This window comes from Pseudovibrio ascidiaceicola, assembly GCF_900114245.1.
In the GTDB taxonomy this organism is placed as follows: domain Bacteria; phylum Pseudomonadota; class Alphaproteobacteria; order Rhizobiales; family Stappiaceae; genus Pseudovibrio; species Pseudovibrio ascidiaceicola.
The window spans coordinates 146803-163824 of the sequence record NZ_FOSK01000010.1 but is presented as its reverse complement, the minus strand read 5'-3'; the positions used below and the strand labels follow the sequence as shown (position 1 = coordinate 163824).

15 protein-coding genes are annotated in these 17022 nt (G+C 52.2%); 3 read left to right on the top strand and 12 right to left on the bottom strand.

What is annotated here, in order from left to right; genetic code table 11:
- The first annotated feature begins 88 nt into the window (after window positions 1–88).
- From BM231_RS18875 to BM231_RS18865, 3 genes are all read left to right on the top strand, one after another.
- Complete coding sequence (locus BM231_RS18875) at window positions 89–814, top strand: hypothetical protein (protein WP_093521776.1); 726 nt, start codon at window positions 89–91, stop codon at window positions 812–814.
- A gap of 183 nt (window positions 815–997) precedes the next feature.
- Complete coding sequence (locus BM231_RS18870; protein WP_063303972.1) at window positions 998–1621, top strand: LysE family translocator; 624 nt, start codon at window positions 998–1000, stop codon at window positions 1619–1621.
- A 177-nt stretch (window positions 1622–1798) separates the two neighbouring features.
- On the top strand, window positions 1799–2422 hold the full coding sequence (locus BM231_RS18865; RefSeq protein WP_093521880.1) for a LysE family translocator: 624 nt from the start codon (window positions 1799–1801) through the stop codon (window positions 2420–2422).
- Window positions 2423–2456: 34 nt separating this feature from the next.
- Here the strand turns inward: BM231_RS18865 and BM231_RS18860 are convergent, their stop codons facing one another.
- The 12 genes from BM231_RS18860 to BM231_RS18805 form a co-directional block, all read right to left on the bottom strand.
- The gene (locus BM231_RS18860) at window positions 2457–3668 is read right to left on the bottom strand and encodes an ArgE/DapE family deacylase (protein ID WP_093521774.1); all 1212 of its coding nucleotides are present in this window, start codon (window positions 3666–3668) and stop codon (window positions 2457–2459) included.
- 139 nt (window positions 3669–3807) lie between these two features.
- Window positions 3808–4344 carry a 2-oxo-4-hydroxy-4-carboxy-5-ureidoimidazoline decarboxylase gene (uraD, locus tag BM231_RS18855; RefSeq protein ID WP_093521772.1) on the bottom strand — a complete coding sequence of 179 codons (537 nt, stop codon included), beginning with the start codon at window positions 4342–4344 and terminating at the stop codon, window positions 3808–3810.
- A gap of 4 nt (window positions 4345–4348) precedes the next feature.
- Complete coding sequence (locus tag BM231_RS18850) at window positions 4349–5530, bottom strand: urate hydroxylase PuuD (RefSeq protein WP_093521770.1); 1182 nt, start codon at window positions 5528–5530, stop codon at window positions 4349–4351.
- Window positions 5531–5648: 118 nt separating this feature from the next.
- Window positions 5649–6722, bottom strand: coding sequence for a BMP family ABC transporter substrate-binding protein (locus tag BM231_RS18845; RefSeq protein ID WP_093521768.1), 1074 nt, complete (start codon window positions 6720–6722; stop codon window positions 5649–5651).
- Window positions 6723–7153: 431 nt separating this feature from the next.
- Window positions 7154–8083, bottom strand: coding sequence for an ABC transporter permease (locus tag BM231_RS18840; protein WP_093521766.1), 930 nt, complete (start codon window positions 8081–8083; stop codon window positions 7154–7156).
- Window positions 8076–9164, bottom strand: a complete 1089-nt coding sequence (locus BM231_RS18835) for an ABC transporter permease (protein WP_093521764.1) — start codon at window positions 9162–9164, stop codon at window positions 8076–8078. Before BM231_RS18835 ends, BM231_RS18840 begins: the two co-directional genes overlap by 8 nt.
- The gene (locus BM231_RS18830; RefSeq protein ID WP_181951991.1) at window positions 9154–10746 is read right to left on the bottom strand and encodes an ABC transporter ATP-binding protein; all 1593 of its coding nucleotides are present in this window, start codon (window positions 10744–10746) and stop codon (window positions 9154–9156) included. The genes BM231_RS18835 and BM231_RS18830 overlap by 11 nt, the downstream gene beginning before the upstream one ends.
- 51 nt (window positions 10747–10797) lie before the next feature.
- Window positions 10798–11781: a xanthine dehydrogenase accessory protein XdhC gene (gene xdhC / locus BM231_RS18825; protein WP_093521762.1), complete on the bottom strand. Its 984-nt coding sequence runs from the start codon at window positions 11779–11781 to the stop codon at window positions 10798–10800.
- Window positions 11781–14126: a xanthine dehydrogenase molybdopterin binding subunit gene (gene xdhB, locus BM231_RS18820; protein WP_093521760.1), complete on the bottom strand. Its 2346-nt coding sequence runs from the start codon at window positions 14124–14126 to the stop codon at window positions 11781–11783. Before xdhB ends, xdhC begins: the two co-directional genes overlap by 1 nt.
- Window positions 14116–15603 carry a xanthine dehydrogenase small subunit gene (xdhA, locus tag BM231_RS18815; protein WP_093521758.1) on the bottom strand — a complete coding sequence of 496 codons (1488 nt, stop codon included), beginning with the start codon at window positions 15601–15603 and terminating at the stop codon, window positions 14116–14118. Before xdhA ends, xdhB begins: the two co-directional genes overlap by 11 nt.
- Before the next feature lie 4 nt (window positions 15604–15607).
- Window positions 15608–15961 carry a hydroxyisourate hydrolase gene (uraH, locus tag BM231_RS18810; RefSeq protein WP_093521756.1) on the bottom strand — a complete coding sequence of 118 codons (354 nt, stop codon included), beginning with the start codon at window positions 15959–15961 and terminating at the stop codon, window positions 15608–15610.
- A gap of 116 nt (window positions 15962–16077) precedes the next feature.
- Complete coding sequence (locus tag BM231_RS18805) at window positions 16078–17007, bottom strand: LysR family transcriptional regulator (RefSeq protein ID WP_093521754.1); 930 nt, start codon at window positions 17005–17007, stop codon at window positions 16078–16080.
- Window positions 17008–17022 lie beyond the last annotated feature (15 nt).

Below are 17022 nucleotides of genomic sequence, written 5' to 3'. Positions count from 1 at the left end.
AATGCTACGCTCTATTTTCAACGCCCAGCCTACTGATCCCACACCCCATTCTCCTATGATGCAAACTCGTACAGGAGATCAGTAACACGTGGGCCTAACTCTCATCGACAAGACCACTTGGCAATTAGAAGCAGCCAATAACAATGCGAACCTTTATCGGCATATGCTTGAGGCCCATGGCATTCCTTATGAGTGCTCCGATGAGCTGTTTCACACCACTGTGCTGCCCCTTCCGTTTTACTCCAGCATCGTGACGCGCCTTCCGGCAACAAAACCTGAGCTGATCAATGACCTCACACGCACTGCAACCTTTGATCTTTATGTCAAAGACAGCTTTGCAGATTTGTCTCTGAAACAATTTGGCTTCAATAAGCTATTCGATGCCTGCTGGTTTCACCTCACTGAAACGGTCATAGAAGACACGTCAGGCTGGGAGCAGGTAAAAACGGCTCAACAATTGGAGCATTGGGAGACAGCATGGAAGGCAAGCGGCAACCTGACAGACCGGCAAATGTTTCCACCTGCTCTTCTCACCAATCCGAACATGACCTTCTGGGGCTTTAGGAAGGCGGGACAGTACACCAAGGGCTTCATCGGAAACAGTTCTGACAACTCAACTGGCCTCTCCAACACCTTTGCAGGTGCACTGTCCCCTCAAGAGTTCAGACAAATGGCGGGCCTGTTGCAAGCATGGCAACCATCAAAATCCATAGTCGGGTATGCACGCGATGAAACGCTCCACTGTGCCACGCAGGCAGGCTTTGAAAGCTCCGGAAACCTGACAGTCTGGGTCAAACCATTCTCATCAAGTTGAGCTCTCGTGCGAGCAACAACACCCAATCGCTCAAACTTTCATCGAACACCATTGCCTCTTGCAATAAAATGTGAGGCGTAAACAATTGTTTCCATTGTCGTATTTCATCATCACACCCGCAGAAATTTGGTCACAATTCGCGTCTACTTCTCCTGTGCAACATATCGTTTCAGGAGAAAAGCCATGGCCATCGAGGTTTGGCTGACTTACGTCCTCGCCTGCACCATCTTACTCATCATTCCCGGACCAACGGTCCTTATGGTCTCCAGTTATGGCATCAGCCAGGGCCTGAGGGCCGTTGTCGCCTCAGCTCTTGGTGTGAGTTTGGGAAGTATCTTGCTGATCTCGGTCGCATTGGCCGGGCTCGGCGCAGTCATATCAACCTCCGCACTGCTCTATGACATTCTGCAATATGCGGGAGCGACATACCTCATTTATCTGGGCGTCAGCATGTGGCGCAGGAAATCTGTCCTCAAAGACCAGATGGAGATTGTGGCAACGACCCGCCTGCAAATTTTCAGAGATACGTTTCTGGTCTCAGCCTTCAACCCCAAAGACATGCTGTTCTTCGTCGCCTTTCTCCCGCAATTTGTAGAGGACACGATTCCAGTCATTCCGCAGTTTATATTGCTGGGAACAACCTTCGTGGTCCTCGGTGGCATCAACACCATGTTCTGGACCTCCATGGCAGGCAGTTGCAGTGCCATGCTCACCGGAGGCAAATGCGCAAAACGTCTCAACAGGATCGGAGGCACCGGTCTGCTGAGTGCCGGGCTATTCATCGCACTGTCAGGAAAGTTTCCATAAAACTCATAGACAGGGGCAAGAACTCAAAGTCTCACCAGTATTTCTCAAAGGCCGACCTCTACCCAAACAGCATCTACATGGGTAAGCTTCTCATTTGCTGCACACTTTGAGATATCAGCTCAAAGCCTTTCAACTCATCACCTGTTCATGATCGATCAGGCCTTTCCGGAGAACACCATGGCATTTGAAACATGGATCGCGTTTGCCGCGGCAAGTATCCTACTGTTGATCATACCTGGCCCAACCGTCCTGATGGTCGTCAGTTACAGCCTTAGTCAGGGCAAACGCGCTGCAGTTGCCTCCGTTACTGGGGTGATGTTGGGGGACCTGTTTGCAATTACAGCAGCTCTTGCAGGTCTTGGTGCTGTTTTGGCGGCCTCCGCCATGCTCTTCCAGATCATGAAATACATTGGTGCAGCTTATCTGATCTATATCGGCATTAAGATGTGGCGCAGCAATTCCGGCCCATCTACACAAGTTGATATGCCACAGGTTCCGGCTTTCCAGATCTTTAGAGACACCCTGCTGGTCACCACCTTCAACCCAAAGGGCATGCTGTTCTTCGTGGCGTTCCTGCCTCAGTTTGTTGACCAAACCCAGCCTGTGTTGACCCAGTTTTTCATTCTCGGCCTCACCTTCGTAACGCTTGGCGGTGTGAACACAGTGTTCTGGGTGACCATGGCAGGCGGATTGCGCAAAGTTGTCAACGGACCAAACACACTCAAACGCCTCAATAAGGTTGGCGGAACAGGCCTTCTGGGTGCAGGCATTTTCACAGCCCTATCTGGTCGGGTGGGCTAATAAAAAAGCCCGGAAATTCCGGACTTTTCTCACATTATCGAAGAAGTGTTTTCAAGGCGTCTGCGACAATAATCGTAGCCGCCTTTAAGTCCGACAGCTGCAAATGCTCATCCGCCCCATGAGCATTGGCTTCCAGAATGGAACGCGGTCCTGCACCATAAAGCACTGTTGGAATACCAGCCTCAGCATAATGGCGGGCATCAGTGTAAAGCGGAGCACCTGTGCTTTTCAGCTCAATGCCCAAAACCTCTTTGGCAGGCCATTTCAACGCTTCCACCAGTTTTTTGGCTCCTGGCAATTCGCGCAGCGGCTCAGCAATCATAATGCGTCGACACTCAACCTCAACACCGCAATCATCCGGCACCAAAGCTTCAATCAACGCAATCAACTGCTCTTCTACCTGTTCGCCGTTCTCTTCAGGGATCAAACGCCGGTCAACGCGAAGCGAGACACGCTCTGGCACCACATTGGTATTGATACCACCAGATATGAGCCCCACGGTGATCTGAGGCGATCCGATACCGTCCTGATCACTCTGAATAGACTTGAGGCGATCACGTTCCTCATAAAGCGCAGCGAGAACAGGCGTTGCTGCTTGCAAGGCATCTGCACCACTCTCTGGCATCGCAGCATGCGCCTGACGTCCACGGAAGATCACTTCCATGTGCAAACAGCCGTTGTGAGCCGTTGTCGCAGCATAGGAAAACCCTGCTGAGATCGCATAATCCGGCTTGGTCAGCTCCTGCTCCAACAGCCACTTCGGCCCAACAAACCCACCAGCTTCTTCGTCATAGGTCAGGTGCAGCTCAACGGAACCTTCCAGCTCATCCGCATACTCACGAAGAGCCAGCAACGCAAAAGCGTAGGTGGCAAAATCTCCTTTGGAAACCGCAGCCCCGCGCCCGTAAAGAGCACCATCATCAATCTCGGCGCCATAAGGGTCTTTGGACCAACCTTCCCCCGGAGGCACCACATCACCGTGAGCATTAAGAGCAATCACCGGACCAAACCCATCGCCAAACGTTTCACGAATGATCAGGTTGGTCACGGAAACCATGCCGTTCTGGCGCACAAATGGTTCTGGAACAGGGTGTTTTTCAACGGTAAAGCCAAGGCCTTCAAGCAGCTCAGCAGTCCGCAACGCATGGTGCTCCGTATCCCCTGGCGGGTTGTCGCTTGGCACCTTGACCAATTCGCGCAGGAACTCGACCTGCTCCGCAAACCGGTTTTCAATCGCGGCCTTCATGAATGCTCCCCTTGAATTTTACAGTAGCAGTAATCCAATAGATAACGGTGATGGTTGCAAGCATCTTATAGCGCAGCCCCCCATGTTCCAGTGGATTATTGCCCATTACGTAACTGTAGCAAGCACTTTCCGGCAAGGGTCAGGGACTGCAAGCACTCTGTTCATCTGCCACCAGATCCTCCAGCCGAAAGCTGAAGATCCGGCAGATCTGACGCAAAGCCTCCGCAAACTCATCCTTTGCAGAATTCTGCAAACGAAGCTGGAAAGCCTCCAGAATCTGATGCTTGGTCGCACCCTTCACCGCAAAGATGAAAGGGAAGCCATAATTGGATTTGTAGGTGCCGTTAAGCTGGGTGAACTGCTCATATTCCGCATCACTCAGTTGATCCAATCCAGCACCCGACTGCTCATTCGCCGAAGCATCGGCCATTTTACCCGCCCGCGCTGCTTTGCCAGCAAGGTCAGGATGCGCGCGGATTAACGCCAGCTGCGCCTCTTCATCCGCATCATGAAGCGCCTTCGTGAAAGCGTCGATCAAAGCCTTACGAGTAGCGAACGGCGCTTCTCGCTGGGCAACCGCTGCAACCCAGGGAGTATGCTCTGCAACACCGCCAAACACCTCGACAAAGGTGTCCAGCGATAACCGGTTCACCTCATCCAGAGAATAAGTCACCATCGCTTCAGTGCCCCTGCAACCAGGCGCCAAGGATCTCGCGCTCTTCTTTGGTCATCCCTGTCTCATTGCCAAGTGGCATGGCAGAGGACCGCACCGCCTGCGCCATGATCAGGCTGTCATAGCGCTGCAGATCAGCAATGCTGTCCAGCTCAATGTTTTTAGGCGCTTCTGTAAATGCCTCATTGGTTGGCGTTGCACTATGGCAGGCCGCACAATGGGTCTGCGCAATTTCCAGCACGTCACTGTCTGGGATCGGACCGTGTCCACCACCAATCTTGGCTGGCTGTGTCACAATGAGAGCCACAAACAGACTGACAGCTGCCGTAGGCAAGGCCCACCAGAAATTGGCAAAGTTGTCATGTGCATCATGACGATTGATGAAATGGCGCACCATGCCGCCCATCACGAGGATCAGCGCAACAACCAGCACAGGCTGGCTATGCCCCGTCAGCAACGGATAATGGTTGGACACCATCATCAAAAGAACCGGCAATGTCAGGTAGTTGTTATGAACCGAGCGCTGCTTGCCAATCAGGCCAAGCGCTGCATCAGGTTTACGTCCTGCCAGCAAATCTGCGGTAATTTTCTTCTGGTTCGGAATAATCACCATAAACACATTGAAGGCCATGAACGTGCCGATCAATGCACCAACGTGAATGAGAACCCCACGGCCTGAAAAGACCTGAGAATAACCATAGGTCGCACCCAGAATGATCACCAGAAGGCACACGGCCAGCAAAGGTGTATTCTTGCCAATCGCCGAACGGCACAGGCGATCATAAATGATCCAGCCAAGCCCAAGAGAGGCGATGGAAATTGCGACAGCCTCAACAGGCAAAAGCTTCATGACCTCAGGGTCAATGAGATAAACTGTTGCGTTGAAGTAGTACTGAACGCTCAAAAGAGCAAAACCTGAAACCCAGGTGAGATAAGCATCCCACTTGTACCACATCAGGTCTTTCGGCAGCTCTTTCGGTGCCACCATGAACTTCTCAACATGGTAGAAACCGCCGCCATGGACTTCCCAGGCGCTGCCAAAAATGCCCTCTGCCTGCCCTTCCCGTTTGCGCAAGGAAAGGTCAAGAGCGATGAAATAAAAAGAGGTCCCAATCCAGCCCACGCCCACAATCAAGTGAAACCAGCGGAAAAGCAGATTGAGCCATTCACTAAGGAAGGTGGCTGTCATTGTCTTGTTCTTTTAAGTTCAATTGAAATAAGTGGACAGCGGGAGAAAGCCCCCACTGCAGAAATCGGCGGAGAGCACCCTGAAAAAATGTGGCGCTCTCCGAAAATAAGCGAAAAGCTTATTTAGGCAGCTGGTCGTCGATGCCTTTTACGTAGAAGTTCATGGAAAGCAGAGCTCCATCATCAGCGCTCTCACCAGCTTTCAGGAACTCAGAGCCATCCTGCTTGGTGATTGGGCCGGTAAATGGCTTCAGCTCACCAGATTTGATCGCAGCAAGTGTTTTTGCAGCTTCATCTGCAACATCCTGCGGGATGTTGGTGAACGGCGCCATGTGAACCATGTCAACGTCCAGACCACCCCAGGTATCCTGGCCCTTCCAGTTGCCGTCCATCACAGCCTGCACGCGGGCAATGTAGTAAGCGGACCAATCATCGATGATCGCAGTTGCCTGTGCCTTAGGCGCAAACTTGATCATGTCAGATGCCTGACCAAAGCCCATGATGCCACGCTCTTCAGCAACCTGCAGAGGCGCTGGGGAGTCAGTGTGCTGAACCATGATGTCAACGCCCTGATCGATCAGCGCTTTTGCAGCATCAGCTTCACGGCCCGGATCGTACCAGGAATTCACCCAGATGGTTTTGATCTTGAAGTCCGGGTTCACAGACTGCGCACCCAGCATGAAGGAGTTGATGCCACGCACAACTTCAGGAATCGGGAAAGAACCGATGTAACCAGCGGTGCCGGACTTGGAGATCTTAGCAGCGATCTGACCAAGAACATAACGACCTTCATAGAAGCGAGCGCCGTAAGAAGAAACGTTCTTCGCCTGCTTGTAGCCAGTTGCATGCTCAAACTTCACTTTCGGAAACTTGCGCGCAACCTTCAAGGTTGGGTTCATGTAACCAAAGGAGGTTGTGAAGATCAGCTCGTGACCGGAGCGGGCCAGACGCTCAATCGCGCGCTCGGCATCCGCACCTTCTGGCACGCTTTCAATGTAAGTGGTTTCAACTTTGTCGCCAAAGTGCTTTTCAATCGCCTGACGGCCCTGATCGTGCTGGTAAGACCAGCCATGGTCAGAAACCGGACCAACATAGATGAAACCCACTTTCAGTGGATCAGCAGCATTTGAAGCCCCTGCGGAAAGACCAAGTGCAACTGCAGCAGTTGCTGCCAGCTTGAAGATAGTGCGCATTGTGCGCTCCCCTTTATAGGTTAGAGCGTATCCCCGAAAAATGGTTCCGGTTTTCGGATAAGGACACGCATAAGCCTAAGCCTGCACTCCAGCCGCGCAACACCCTAACAAGCGCAGCGGAGTACACCAATGAGAACCAGATGAACGAAAGCTCCAAACAAATGCGATAGGAACAGCCCCGAAAGATCTGTTCTGCGCATCTGTGCGCTCTCAAGTTGTTTCCTGCTTTGTTGTATCTCGCATGTATATGCGATCTTTTATTCGCGTGCGGGCAGGTTTCCGCGATCTGTGCAACGGTGAACCGTGTTATTTGCACTCAGAGATCAAGGTCTCTGTTATCTTCGTTCTCTCGCCTCCATGTATACGAAGGTCGAAATATTGGCAATTTGACCAATGTCTACTATGAGCGCATTGGCCAAATCAGGTTCTTCTTAGCGATCAGGCACAAAAGGCTTACCAAGACACGCAGGTGTATTCACCTTGGCAAGCGTCTTATTGCGCGAGATCATGATCAGCACAATGATGGTTGCCAGATATGGCAGCGCAGACATCAACTGCGTCGGCAAACCAATGCCTGCGGCCTGCGCGTGGAACTGCAAAATCGAAACAGCGCCAAACAGATAAGCCCCAATCAGCACACGTGCTGGACGCCAACTTGCAAACACCACCAGAGCCAGCGCAATCCAGCCGCGGCCCGCTGTCATGCCCTCAACCCACTGCGGGGTGTAAATAAGCGACAGGTAAGCACCAGCGAGACCAGAACACGCTCCGCCAAACATCACAGCCAGATAACGCACCTGAATAACGGAGTATCCAAGCGAATGTGCTGAGCCGTGGTTGTCACCAACAGCACGGATGATGAGGCCGGTACGGGATCTGAACAGCACAAAGTAAACCGCAATCACAAGACCATAAGAAGCATAGACCAGAATGTCCTGATTGAAGAGCAGCGGACCAACAAAAGGAATGGCGGACAACACTGGAAGAGCAATAGGTTTCAGGCTGATGCCCGGCTGCCCGATGAACGCTTCTCCAATCATTCCGGAAAGCCCAAGCCCCAGAATAGTCAGCGCAAGACCTGTCGCCACCTGATTGGCCATCAGATTAAGCGTAAGGAAGCCGAACAGCAGGCTCATGGCAACGCCGGAGATCATGGCCGCCACAATCCCTATGTAAGGAGAACCGGTCGCCTGTGTCGCAGCAAAACCCATCACGGCGCCAACAATCATCATGCCCTCAACACCAAGGTTGAGCACACCGGACCGCTCCACCACAAGCTCACCGATCGCGGCAAGCAACAGTGGCGTAGACGCGGTGATGATGGTCAGAAGAACAGCTTCGATCATGGAAAGATCAGACATTGCCAGCCTCCTTCATGCTTTTCGCGCTGGAAGCAAACTTGAACCTGTAAAGAATGAGCGTGTCGCAGGCGAGCACAAAGAACAGCAGCATGCCCTGGAACACACGGGTCACCTTGTCAGTCAAACCAAGGCTGACCTGAGCAGATTCACCACCGATATAAGAAAGCCCAAGCAACAACCCGGCAAACAAAATACCGATCGGGTTCAAGCGACCAAGGAACGCCACGATAATTGCGGTAAACCCATACCCTGGAGAAATAACGGGTGTCAGCTGCTCAATAGAACCGGAAACTTCCGCCATACCTGCCAGACCAGCCAAACCGCCAGAAACGAGGAAACCGAACCAGACAACACCATTGCTGGAAAAACCCGCAAAGCGACCGGCACGTGGGGTCTCACCCATCACCTTGATCTCAAAACCTTTGAGCGTGCGAGACAGCATCCACCAAACCACCAGAACGGCCAGCACAGCGAAGATCATGCCAATATGCAAACGCCCTTCACCGATTTTCGGCAGCACGTGTGCCGCATCAAAAATCCGGCTCTCTGGGAAGTTGAAACCATCCGGATCACGCCATGGGCCACGGACAAGAAAGTCGAGAATGTACTGTGCGATGTAAACCAACATCAGACTGGTCAGGATCTCATTGGTCCCAAACCGCACCTTCAAAAACGCCGGAATAGATGCCCATGCCATACCGCCTAAAATGCCCATCAAGATCATCAAGGGCAGCGCCAGTGGGCTGGTAAAGTCGTAAAACAGGACCGGAATGATGGATCCAGCCAGCGCGCCCATAGTGAACTGACCTTCTGCACCAATATTCCACGAGTTGGAGAGGAAACAGACAGACAGTCCAACCGCGATCAAAACCAGCGGACCAGCTTTCACCAGCAACTCTTCGATGGACCAGCTGGTTGTCAGAGGCTCAATGAAATAGGCATAAAGCGCGTCAATCGGATTGTAGCCCATGCTGACAAACAAAATAGAGCCACACACAAGGGTGAGACCAATCGCAATCAGCGGTGAAACAACGGTCATCAGCTGAGAGTGCTCAGCGCGTTTTTCAAGTTCAATGCGCATGGGTCTCTCCCGCTTTTACTGCAGGGGAAGCAGACTTGCCCTCACCCATACCCGCCATCAGAAGACCAATCTTCTCACGCGTCATTTCAGAAGCCGGTTCGGCTACAGAAAGCTCACCACGAGAGATCACGGCAATCCGGTCAGAAATCTCATAGATCTCATCAAGATCCTGCGAAATCACCAGAACAGCTGAACCGCCTCGGGCCAGATCAATGATCGCCTGACGGATCAAAGCCGCAGCGCCTGCATCAACGCCCCAGGTCGGCTGATTGATCACCAGTACTTTCGGCACACGGTCCAGCTCACGACCAACCACAAACTTCTGCAGGTTACCACCGGAAAGAGAACGAGCCTCAGGATTGTCATGAGACATGCGCACATCGTAAGAAACGGTGATGCGCTTTTCCATTTCAGCTGCAAGCTTCTGGTTCAGCATGCCGTGTTTGATCAGTGAAGGCTCAGTTTTATAGCGCGTCAGTAAAATATTGTCCGAAAGCACAAAGCCCGGCACCGCGCCATGACCTAAACGCTCTTCCGGCACAAAGGCGGAGCCAAGCAAACGCCGGTCATTGATCTTGCGCTTGCCAACCGGCACACCGCAAATCTCAACCGCATAAGCATCTTTGACCTGCGTCTCACCAGAGATCGCATCAAACAACTCGCTCTGGCCGTTCGCAGCAATCCCGGCAACGGCAACAATCTCACCACCGCGCAAGTCCAGATTGACGTCCTTAAGCTCAATGCCAAATGCGCCATCCGATGGAATGGACAGATTACGCAGCTTGAGCATCACATCGCCCGGCTGTGCTTCAGTCGCACCAGCGGAAATATCATGAACATCACCACCCACCATCATACGGGCAAGGCTGGCTGGTGTTTCCTCAGCAGGATCACACCCACCCACCACACGGCCATGACGCATGATCGTGGCGTTGTGGCAGATCTTCTTCACCTCTTCCAAACGATGAGAGATGTAAAGGATCGCACAGCCTTCAGAGGCAAGGCGCTGTAAGGTGACAAAAAGCTGATCCGCTTCTTGCGGGGTCAGTACAGACGTAGGCTCATCCATGATGATGAGACTGGGGTTCTGCAAAAGGCAACGCACGATTTCGATACGCTGACGGATGCCAACCGGCAGATCCGCAACCAGTGCTGCAGGATCCAGAGGCAGGCCATACTTTTGGGAAACCTCAGTAATACGTTTGGAAAGAGCCTCGATTTTCTCGCCTTTAGGTAAGGCCAGCGCGATGTTTTCAACCACACTCAGTGCTTCAAACAAGGAAAAGTGCTGGAACACCATGCCAACGCCCAGTTTGCGGGCAGCCGCAGGATTCGAGATTGAAACCCGTTTCCCCTTCCAGAGGATCTCTCCCGCACCCGGTTCAAGAGCGCCGTAGAGAATTTTCACGAGCGTGGATTTACCCGCTCCGTTTTCGCCCAGCAAAGCATGAATTTCACCTTGCTTAATGACGAGATCGACATTGTCGTTCGCTAGAATGTCACCAAATCTCTTGGTAATACCCTTGGCTTCTATGAGATCTACGCCCTCTGCCACCGGGCCAGACCTCTGTTCGTTTTCCATCGTGTTATCCGTTCCCCCAAGCAAAATTAGATCGAGATGTTCTCCCTGAACCTAAGAAGCAAAACGAAAACCTCCCTGAGCATTGCTCATTTGCTTTTCCTTTACCACTAGAAGTTGAGCAGCAATGGAAATTGCAATATCAGACGGTTTTTTGCTTTTAATCTCAGTAATTCCGACCGGACAAACAAGCTGTTTGCTCTGCGCCTCCGATACCCCGGAGTCTTTGAACCGTTTTAGTGTTCGCGCGCGCTTTGTTGCACTGCCTATCAATCCAATAAATGCCAGATCGGTTCTACGAACAGCGGCATCTACTATAGCATGATCACGCTTGTGATCATGGGTCATTACGATGACATAGTTTCCCGGCTCAAGGTTCTTTACGACGACTTGAGGCTCATTTAGATGAATGCAGCGAATATTGGAAGGTACATATTTAGGAAAAATTTCGCGCCGTTCATCAATCCAGCTGATCTGAAAGCCCAATGGGGCCATTGCAAGCATCAAAGCCTTGCCAACATGCCCTGCACCGAACAGATACAGATGAGGTCTATCCTCCCCGAACCTCTCCGTCAATTTGCCTTGATTTAAAACAATTTCAGCAGAATCAGCCCTGCACATTGCAGGGGGTAATACGTGCCTTTCAAGTAGCCCGGAACTGCAAGTATTTGCAGTCGTTGAAAAAATTCCCACCTCTTCTTGTGTGGAAAAATCTTGTGCACGACCACGATAATTGAGATCAAATTGCTCAAATGCGATTTCAACCCGCCCGCCGCAGCATTGTCCAAGGTCAGGACCAAGCGCGTATGAGCGTGTTTGGAAGGCGGCACCGCCCTCTTTCATCAATGAAACAGCTTCATGCAAAACATCGTATTCCAGACGCCCACCACCGATGGTTCCTTTAAACGACATATCGGGGCGTACGACCATCCGTGTGCCGGTCTCACGAGGAGAGGATCCGGCAACATCCAGTATACTCACCAGCACACAGCGGCCAGCAGCATCCAGAGCAGACAGAACTTCACCCCAAACCCGCATCAGCTCACCTCTCCCGCCTTGATCGCTTTAACAGCTTTCAAGATCGCTTCAGGCGTTGCTGGTGCATCCAGTTTCGGCAAAACACCCTTGTTCAGGCTCGCAACCGCATCGTTGATCGCGCAAAAAACAGAGATTGGCAGCATCAAAGGCGGCTCTCCAACAGCCTTAGAACGATAGATCGTTGGCTCAGGGTTCCCGTCACTCTCATAAAGCGTCACATTAAAAATCTCAGGAACATCCGTGGCCGTCGGTATCTTGTAGGTAGACGGAGCATGTGTCCGCAGTCGGCCAGCATCATCAAACCACAACTCTTCCGTGGTCAACCAGCCCATACCCTGCACAAAGCCACCTTCAATCTGGCCAATATCCAGTGCCGGATTGAGCGATTTGCCAACATCATGAAGCACATCAACCCGTTCAACTTTCATTTCACCGGTCAACGTATCAATCACCACCTCAGAACAGGAGGCACCATAAGAGAAGTACAGGAAAGGCCGTCCCTTCACCCGTTCCCGATCCCAGATAATCTTCGGTGTTTTGTAAAACCCGGAGGAGGAAAGATGTATGCGATGCTCATAAGCAAGTTGAGCCAGTTCTTTGATAGAAAGCCTCAGCGTCCCATCAATCAGCATCTGATCGTCACAAAGCTCAATATCCCCCTCAGAAACCTCAAAATGTTGAGCGCCGAAGGCTTTCAGGCGCCCGACAATCTCACGGCACGCAATCGCGGCAGCCATACCATTCAAGTCAGTACCGGATGAGGCTGCAGTTGGAGATGTGTTTGCAACCTTGGAGGTATTGGTCGCGGTGATCTTCACTTTCCCAAGGCTAACACCCATCTCAGTCGCTGCGATCTGGGCAACTTTTTGATAGAGACCCTGCCCCATCTCTGTGCCGCCATGGTTCAGGTGTACGGACCCGTCCCGGTAAAGATGTACCAGCGCTCCCGCCTGATTGAGATGTGTAAGCGTAAACGAGATGCCAAATTTCACTGGAGTAAGAGCAATCCCTCTCTTCAGGATCGTATTCTCAGCATTAAACACTTCAACGGCTTTTCGGCGTGCACGATAGTCGGAACTTTGCTCCAATTCATCCACCAGCGCGGCCAGCACGTCGTGTTCATCAACCGACTGCCCATAAGGCGTGGTGTTCTCACCCTCGCGATAGAAGTTCGCCTTACGCACATCAAGTGGATCCTGCCCCATCTTGATTGCAATCGCATCCATCAGCCGTTCCGCAGCAAACATCCCTTGAGGCCCACCAAAACCACGGAATGCCGTATTGGAAACTGTATTTGTTTTCAGCCTCTTGGAACGGATGAGAACGTCTGGATAGAAATAGCTGTTATCCGCATGGAACATGGCACGGTCATTGATCCCAAGCGATAAATCCGCAGAGTGACCACAACGCGAGTTCAAATCAATCTGAACCGCTTCAATCTTGCCCGATGCATCACACCCTGCAGCCACATCAACCAGGAAGTCGTGACGCTTTCCAGTCAGGATCATATCGTCATCACGATCCAATCGGCATTTACATGGACGCCCCGTTGCATATGCAGCCAAAGCCGCCAGCGCCGCCCATTGGTTCGCCTGAGATTCCTTACCACCAAACGCACCGCCCATACGGCGCACTTCAACGGTCACTGCCGCCTCATCAACACCTAGCACTTTCGCAATGGTGTGCTGAACCTCCGTTGGATGCTGGGTGGAGGAATGTACAGTCATGTCCCCATCTTCACCGGGAATAGCAAAAGCCATCTGTCCTTCAAGATAGAAGTGCTCCTGTCCGCCAAGCGCAAAACTGCTCGTTACCGTGTGTGCTGAACGTCCCAAAGTGTCTTCAGGTGTCCCCCGGCGAAACTCATAGTCTGGCAGCACGGTCTGCTCAGCTTTGAGAGCATCAGCAACGCTCACCAGAGGCGTTTCTGCTTCAACCTCAATCTGTGCCAGTTTAACAGCCTTGCGCGCCTGTAAACGGCTCTCAGCCACTACAAGAAACACCAGTTGTCCATGAAATGCGATGCGATCCGAAACAAGCACCGGATCATCTCCCATAGCGGGAGAGCAATCATTCACACCTGGAATATCCGCAGCTTCCAACACCGCAACGACACCGGCAGCTGCTCTAACAGCGCTCAGATCGACTGTCACCAGACGGCCACACGCTTCATGTGACGCATACCCCGGCGCCACATGAAGCGTGCCGTACGGCTCGATCATGTCATCAATGTACGTCGCAGTGCCAGCTACGTGTTTTTCTGCACTGTCATGTTTGTAGGATTTTCCAACAACCTGAGAGGCCGAGGTGCGTTCCTCTGTCTTTTCAAGAAGATCAGTTGACATGAGCGCCTCCCTCAACCAGTTCACGTTGCCCAAAGACACGCGTTTTTTGCGAGGATGCAGCAGAGATTTCCAGCAGGGCTTTCTCTAAAAGCCCTCGCACAATATCACACCGATAAGTGCTAGAGGCCCGCATGTCAGTCAAAGGAACGAATTCACCCTCGATAATATCCAACGCACTCTGCCAACTGTCAGGGTCTTCCAAGGATGCCCCAACCAGAGCTGCTTCGGCCTCATTTGCACGTTTTGGGATGCCCGCAACACCACCAAATGCCATGCGAGCACTCTTCACCACACCGTCTTGAACTCTCAGACAGAACGCAGCCATTACCGCAGAGATATCCTGATCAAAACGCTTGGTAATCTTGTAGGCCCGGAACTGCTCATCTGCACTCAAACGCGGCACATTGATCGACGTCAGCACTTCGTTCTCAGCGATGTCCTGCTTGCCATAGTCAATGAAGAAATTCTCCAGCAGCAACGTGCGACGCCCACGATTGCTTTGCAACTCGATCTCGGCCCCCAACGCAATCAGCATCGGTGGCATATCCCCGATGGGCGACCCATTGGCAATGTTTCCGCCAACAGTACCCGATGCCCGAACCTGCTTGGAGCCAATCCGGCTGATCACCACATCCAAATCAGGATCAATGGTTTTCAGGAACTGCTCGGCAACAGCATAAGATGCACTCGCACCAAGCCGAATGCCCTGTTCATCCTGATAACAAGTGCTCAGACCATTCACACGGCCAAGATAAATGACCTTGGGCAGATCACGCAGATGCTTAGTGACCCAAAGCCCAACGTCTGTCGAGCCGGAAACAAGGGTAGCCTCTGGATGTTCTCCATAGGTCTCCAGCAAACGCTGAAAGCTGCTGGGGGCAAAGAAGAACCGTTCACTATCACCCACATGAACATCCTGCGCATCCTGAAGAGCTGCAAGTGTGCTCTCTGTTTCTGCTGCACGGGCCGCAAATGCATCATTCAAACCACCGCGACACGCCTCCAAAGCAGCATCAACAATAGGTCTGTAACCTGTACACCTACACAAGTTCCCAGCAATCCACGTGTTCACATCCTGCCGTGTCAGACCCGGCGTATTGGCGTGATAAAGCGTGAAGAGGCTCATCACAAAACCGGGCGTACAGAACCCACACTGTGAACCGTGCAGGTCAACAAGTGCCTGTTGGACCGGGTGTAATCCGTCAGGTCCTTCCAGATCTTCTACCGTAACAAGCTCACAGCCATCAATCTGGCCAAGCAGTAAGATACAGCTGTTAACGGGCTCATATACGAGTTTGCCATCATGCAAACGCCCAAGCGCAATGGTGCAGGCACCACAATCCCCTTCGCCACATCCTTCTTTGGTGCCCGTTGAGCGCTCACTCAGGCGCAGATAATCAAGCAAAGTTGCCGTTGGTTCAAAATTGTCCAACTCGACGACCTGACCTTTTCGAAGGAAACGGATTGCTGTGCGCATCAACTCAGCTCCCCCTGTAGGTGGTGTAACCAAAGGGAGAAAGCAGCAGTGGTACATGATAGTGGCTGCTTACATCCGCAATACCAAAGCGGATCGGAACAACATCAAGAAACGCAGGCTCTGGGAGAGCAAGACCTTCGCTTCGCAAGTAGTCACCTGCATGAAACTGCAGTTCATAGGTGCCCACAGTCAGGCTATCACCTTCCAGCAACGGCCCATCCACACGCCCATCATTGTTGGTCGAAAATACACCGATTTTGGAAAAGCTGTCCCCATCGATGCGAACCAGCTCAACCAGCAGCCCTGCCGCTGGTTTCCCCTGAGCACTGTCCAAAACGTGGGTGGTCAATCGCCCCATAGTTGCCTCGTCTTTCAAATGGCAACTGCAATAGATGCCAGAATCTAAGTGAAACTACAGAGTGCACGACTATTTATGATAACAAAAGAACAAAAAAGTGTCATGCGTGATGCCATTTAGGCATCAATTTTAGGCAAAATCTTCTCCAATCTTGCCTCTGCTTGCTCAAGAAAAATCGCTGGAGCCAGCGCAAGCCCACGTAATGATGAGGTAATGACGCAAAAATGGCCGCGTGTCAGCTGCTCATCAATAAGCGGCTTGAAAAGCAGCCGCTTGCTCGCCAACTCCTCCTCCAACCCAATGACCGTCTGAAACGCCACCATTTCACCTGAGCGCACCAAGTGCTTCATAAACCGCAGAGAGTTTGCTTCCACACTACTTTGCCCACCAATGGAACTGTGAGAGAGCGCCACGTCCAGTCGCGCACGAATAGAGATCCCTGGCGCAGGCATGGCAACCGGATACTCAAAGCACTGTGCCAGACTAAGTTGTTTTTCACCTGCCAGCGGATGCGTCGGAGCCATGATCGCCCCAATCTCCAACGCCTTCTTGTAGGTGATGTTGAGCGCATCGGTATCTGGTGGTTCAAAGGTGAAACCCACATCCACTTCCGCTTTCTCAACGGCCTGCGCAACTCGCTCAGCCCCCATCACCTGCACATCCACATGAATACCGCTATAGTCCTTGTGAAACTGCGCAATCACCTCAGGCAACAGCGCCTCAGTCACACTTTCAACCGTTGCAATGGAAACCACACCGCGACGAAGACCTTTAAGCGCATCCAGCTCCGCACCGGTCGCCTCCAGATCGGATAGCGTCCGCCGAATATGGGCCAGCAGAATTTCCCCTGCAGAGGATAGACGGATCGTGCGGCCAACTCGCTCAAACAGCTCCATTCCCAACTGCTTTTCCAGTGTGAGAATTTGCCGGTTCACCGCAGAAGACGCCACATTGAGCTTGCGTGCTGCCGCCCGAATGGAGTTCTCTTCCGCAGCCGCTGCAAAATAGCGAAGCGCTGGGCCGTAAAGATACCGCGACCGATCCATCAATCCTCCCAATCC

What these genes read in the sequence shown, in the direction of transcription:
- BM231_RS18870 (WP_063303972.1), top strand. Translation starts at nt 998, where the DNA reads ATGGCCATCGAGGTTTGGCTGACTTACGTCCTCGCCTGCACCATCTTA.
- BM231_RS18865 (WP_093521880.1), top strand. Translation starts at nt 1,799, where the DNA reads ATGGCATTTGAAACATGGATCGCGTTTGCCGCGGCAAGTATCCTACTG.
- BM231_RS18860 (WP_093521774.1), bottom strand. Translation starts at nt 3,668, where the DNA reads ATGAAGGCCGCGATTGAAAACCGGTTTGCGGAGCAGGTCGAGTTCCTG.
- uraD (WP_093521772.1), bottom strand. Translation starts at nt 4,344, where the DNA reads ATGGTGACTTATTCTCTGGATGAGGTGAACCGGTTATCGCTGGACACC.
- BM231_RS18850 (WP_093521770.1), bottom strand. Translation starts at nt 5,530, where the DNA reads ATGACAGCCACCTTCCTTAGTGAATGGCTCAATCTGCTTTTCCGCTGG.
- BM231_RS18845 (WP_093521768.1), bottom strand. Translation starts at nt 6,722, where the DNA reads ATGCGCACTATCTTCAAGCTGGCAGCAACTGCTGCAGTTGCACTTGGT.
- BM231_RS18840 (WP_093521766.1), bottom strand. Translation starts at nt 8,083, where the DNA reads ATGTCTGATCTTTCCATGATCGAAGCTGTTCTTCTGACCATCATCACC.
- BM231_RS18835 (WP_093521764.1), bottom strand. Translation starts at nt 9,164, where the DNA reads ATGCGCATTGAACTTGAAAAACGCGCTGAGCACTCTCAGCTGATGACC.
- BM231_RS18830 (WP_181951991.1), bottom strand. Translation starts at nt 10,746, where the DNA reads ATGGAAAACGAACAGAGGTCTGGCCCGGTGGCAGAGGGCGTAGATCTC.
- xdhC (WP_093521762.1), bottom strand. Translation starts at nt 11,781, where the DNA reads ATGCGGGTTTGGGGTGAAGTTCTGTCTGCTCTGGATGCTGCTGGCCGC.
- xdhB (WP_093521760.1), bottom strand. Translation starts at nt 14,126, where the DNA reads ATGTCAACTGATCTTCTTGAAAAGACAGAGGAACGCACCTCGGCCTCT.
- xdhA (WP_093521758.1), bottom strand. Translation starts at nt 15,603, where the DNA reads ATGCGCACAGCAATCCGTTTCCTTCGAAAAGGTCAGGTCGTCGAGTTG.
- uraH (WP_093521756.1), bottom strand. Translation starts at nt 15,961, where the DNA reads ATGGGGCGATTGACCACCCACGTTTTGGACAGTGCTCAGGGGAAACCA.
- BM231_RS18805 (WP_093521754.1), bottom strand. Translation starts at nt 17,007, where the DNA reads ATGGATCGGTCGCGGTATCTTTACGGCCCAGCGCTTCGCTATTTTGCA.